Annotated in this window: 6 protein-coding genes; 3 read left to right on the forward strand and 3 right to left on the reverse strand. The window is 46.4% G+C overall.

Going from position 1 to position 3642, the window contains the following annotated elements; genetic code table 11:
* The 3 genes from CH376_RS23580 to CH376_RS23590 form a co-directional block, all read left to right on the forward strand.
* Window positions 1-260, forward strand: a 260-nt coding sequence (locus CH376_RS23580; protein WP_133124674.1) for an Hsp20/alpha crystallin family protein, incomplete at its 5' end; no start/stop codon positions are given.
* A gap of 345 nt (window positions 261-605) precedes the next feature.
* Window positions 606-956, forward strand: a complete 351-nt coding sequence (locus tag CH376_RS23585) for a DMT family protein (RefSeq protein WP_100785640.1) — start codon at window positions 606-608, stop codon at window positions 954-956.
* 51 nt (window positions 957-1007) lie between these two features.
* Window positions 1008-1466, forward strand: coding sequence for an SAM-dependent methyltransferase (locus tag CH376_RS23590; protein WP_100785499.1), 459 nt, complete (start codon window positions 1008-1010; stop codon window positions 1464-1466).
* A 264-nt stretch (window positions 1467-1730) separates the two neighbouring features.
* On the opposite strand, the gene CH376_RS23595 is transcribed toward CH376_RS23590, so the two are convergent.
* The 3 genes from CH376_RS23595 to CH376_RS23605 form a co-directional block, all read right to left on the reverse strand.
* A complete protein-coding gene (locus tag CH376_RS23595) occupies window positions 1731-2321 on the reverse strand; it encodes an SCO family protein (protein WP_100785500.1) in 591 nt (196 codons plus the stop codon).
* A gap of 49 nt (window positions 2322-2370) precedes the next feature.
* Entirely contained in the window at window positions 2371-3390 is a 1020-nt protein-coding gene (locus tag CH376_RS23600) for a multicopper oxidase domain-containing protein (RefSeq protein ID WP_100785501.1), read from the reverse strand.
* A 6-nt stretch (window positions 3391-3396) separates the two neighbouring features.
* Window positions 3397-3642, reverse strand: a 246-nt coding sequence (locus CH376_RS23605) for a PLDc N-terminal domain-containing protein (RefSeq protein WP_207769160.1), incomplete at its 5' end; no start/stop codon positions are given.

Genomic DNA, 3642 nt, shown 5'->3' on the forward strand with positions numbered 1-3642 from the left:
TTCCCGGCGTGGAAGAAAAGGACGTTCAGGTTCAGATAGAAAAGGATCAACTGAGCATCTCCGGAAAAACGATCGAGAGAAATCTTCCTGGAGAACTTCGTTATTCCGAATATAGAACCGGAGAATACAGAAGATCCTTCACTCTCACCGAAGCGGTAGAAGAAGAAAAAATCTCCGCGGTTTATAAAAACGGCGTATTGAGCCTGACTCTTCCCAAAAGAAAACCGCAGGTCAAAAAAATCGAAGTTCGATCCGAATAACCCGCGTGGCGCCGGCTTGGGTCCACATGGACCCACCGGTTCCTCGGATTCGGAGATTCTTCCGATCCCGGGGAATTTCAGTTATACTACCTGAAGTCTAATATTCTTTGCCCCGGGAACGGGGTTTATTTTTTTAAAGAATCGGATAACTTTCGTTTCAAAATTCTCGTTCTTACTTTCTATGAAGAATGGAAGCTAAAAAAAAATCCTTCCAAAATTAAAACCCTATTCCAAGAAGAATTTTTAAAAATCCCCGTTGCCTTTGATTTGACCTCCCGATACGGACTCGCAAAAGAATTCGATTTCAGATTGTCAATCCACGGGAACTTTCGGAATCCTATTCTTATGAAAACATTCGTTCTTCTCCTTTGCTCTAATCTTTTTATGACCTTTGCCTGGTACGGACATTTGAAATTTTTTCACGGCTGGAGCCTTCCTCTTACCATTCTTCTGAGTTGGGGAATCGCGCTCTTTGAATACATTCTTATGGTCCCCGCGAATCGGATCGGCTACGGCGAAGAAGGATACAGCGCTTTTCAACTCAAGATTCTACAGGAAGTGATCACAATTTCAATCTTCATCATCTTCGCCTCGCTCGTCTTAAAAGAAAAAATAAAGTGGAATCACGCGGTCAGCTTTTTGTTTATCCTGGGAGCGGTCGCTTTCGCATTCTATGACAAAGCTCCTTCTCAATGATAAGCGAAATGAAAATCTCGAAATCGAAGAACAATTGAGGAGAATTGGAACATGGATATTCAAATCAAACCGATCGGTTTTACGAAAAATTCGAGAAAAACTCCGATCGACGATCAATGGAATGGAATCGAATCGGAAATCACTCTTGTAGACGATATCCCGGAATCCGCGTTAGACGGAATCGAATCCTTTTCCCATCTCGAACTTATCTATCTTTTCCATCTTCAAGATGAAGCTAAAATCGTCTTAGGCGCGGAACATCCGAGGGAGAATCCTCTCTGGCCGAAAGTGGGAATTTTTTCGCAGAGAAAAAAAGCGCGACCCAATCGCTTGGGCGCTACGATCGTAAAACTCGTTCGAAAAGAAGGAAAAACCCTATTCATTCACGGTTTTGATGGAATCGACGGAACCCCGATTTTGGATATAAAGCCCGTCTTTCAAGAATTTCTTCCGAAAGAAAAGATCGTTCAACCGCCTTGGGTGGGGGAATTGATGAAGGACTATTGGTGATTGGATCTCCAGGAAAAGATGTCCCACTGAAGACTTGCAAAATGTGTGAGTTCCTACTTTGAAAAGTAAATCAAAGGAAGTCCCACTGAAGACTTGCAAAACGTGTGAGTTCCTACTTTGAAAAGTAAATCAAAGGATGTCCCACGGAAGACTTGCGAAACGTGTGAGTTCCTACTTTGAAAAGCAAAGCAAAGGAAGTCTCACTGAGGCGACTTCTACCAAAAAACACTCCGATAAGAAAACGGTCCCTTCCTTTCCCCGTGGTCAAAGAAAACGTCTTATCTCTTTCACTAGACTTTTCCCTTCCGTTCCGCCGGGAAAAGTCGCGAGAATTCGGCTTTGTTCGTCGACTATATACAAAAACACAGTGTGATCCACGGTGTAACCGCCTTCGATCGAAGGGTTGTTTACCTTTTTCGAAACCGCACCGAAAGCGGATTGAAGAGCGTCTAACGTAGGCTTGTCGCCGGTCAAAGCGACGAGACGTTCATTCGGGAATTGTTTGACGTATTTTGCAAGTAATTCGGGGGAATCCCGTTCCGGATCTACGCTGATAAAGATCGGAGTCAGGTTACTTCCTTCTTCCCCCAATTCGTTCACCGCCGCGGACATATCCAAAAGAGCCCTTGGACACATGTCCGGACAGTGAGAAAAACCGAAGTAAACGAGTTTTAGTTTTCCTGGAATAGAACCGAGAAGAATCTCCCGATTTTTCGTATCTCGCAAAGAAGTTTTAGACCATTCTTCCACGAGGACGGGAGCGTCTTTGGATTTGTTCTTCCATTCTTTCCAACCGAAAAAACCGAGACCGACTCCGAGAACCAAAACTGCGACAAAAAGAATTTTTTCCTTCAAAACTTTTCTCCTAAGGAATCACAAAGAGAATACGTTAGACGTCACCGGATTAAACCGCGACGATCCAACCCATCGCGCCGTTTTCAGCCATCTTCGTCTGATGAGGATGAAACATATATCTCCCTCTTTTAGGAAGCGTAAATTCTATAATCACTCTTTCCGTTTGTCCGAGGGTAACCACGTCCGTATGATCGTCCGGAACGAGTCTTGTTCCGGTTCTAAAGACGTCGAAGGTCTGCGCGTGCAGATGAAAGGAAGCGACCGGTTCGTATTCGCACATATTAGCGATGTAGAATCTAACCTTCTGCCCGACCGGAACCTTGATCGGATAACGGTCGTAAAATCCGGCCATCCCGTTCCAGGAAAAGATATCATTCTTACCTTTGTCTCCCAGATCCCAGCCGGAAAGAATCAGCATAAACTCGTGAGCCGGAGGACGGCCCCCCGGAGGATCCACTATCAAACCTCCGTAAAGTCCCTTCGCCATGTGACTAGCGAGCGGAGGAACGTGACAGTGATAAGGATGAAATCCGATCGGACCGGCGGTGAGTTTATAAGTTTTTTCCCCGCCTGTGACGATCGGCTCCCAACCGTCTTCGTTCGGATCGTGACTCCCGTGAAAGTGGATCGAATGAGGATGTTCGGAATCGTTTCGAAGAGTAATCTCCATTTTCTGACCGAGCTTCGCCCGAACGACCGGACCGGGAACGATCCCGTTAAAAGTCCAGGCTTTGACGACCGTATTGTGCGCAACCGTCAAAGGCATTTCTACGATGCTCAGATGTTGTTTGAGAATCGGTCCGTTAGACGCTTCTTGATGATTCTTCAAATCCATCCGAGAAAGAAAAGCGGGATCAATCTGAAAGGGAGGATGAACCATACTCCCATAAGAATTGTTTCCCGGATTTCCGGGAATAGTAGCCTCTTTGTTGACCCCGACGATTCCTGGACGGACCTTACAAAGAATTCCGCCCGTTCCGTCCGAGTCTCCGATCGTACTGATTCCGGCGCCGGCTGCGAGTCCCGCGCCTCCGAGTCCGATCCATTTGAGAAACTGTTTCCGATTCAAGGTCTTCTAGAATTTGGCAACCGATGTGATCAAAATGATCAGCGCCAAAAACCCCACTCCCCCGTAGACGAGGGAATTTTTTAACCAACCGGGAACCTTGGATCCGCCAGCGATCAAATACGCTCCCGCTCCGACGATCGGAACCAGAAGAATCGCTCCGGTCCAGATGGATCCGGTTTTGGAATCCACGTCCCCTCTTTTTACCAGATCCGCGAGCGCGATCGGCGCAAGCAGAGTATAGAGAATGAACGG

The organism is Leptospira adleri, from assembly GCF_002811985.1.
GTDB classification, from domain to species: Bacteria; Spirochaetota; Leptospiria; order Leptospirales; family Leptospiraceae; genus Leptospira; species Leptospira adleri.

Coding starts and splice junctions, on each gene's coding strand:
- CH376_RS23585 (WP_100785640.1), top strand. CDS start 606: ATGAAAACATTCGTTCTTCTCCTTTGCTCTAATCTTTTTATGACCTTT.
- CH376_RS23590 (WP_100785499.1), top strand. CDS start 1,008: ATGGATATTCAAATCAAACCGATCGGTTTTACGAAAAATTCGAGAAAA.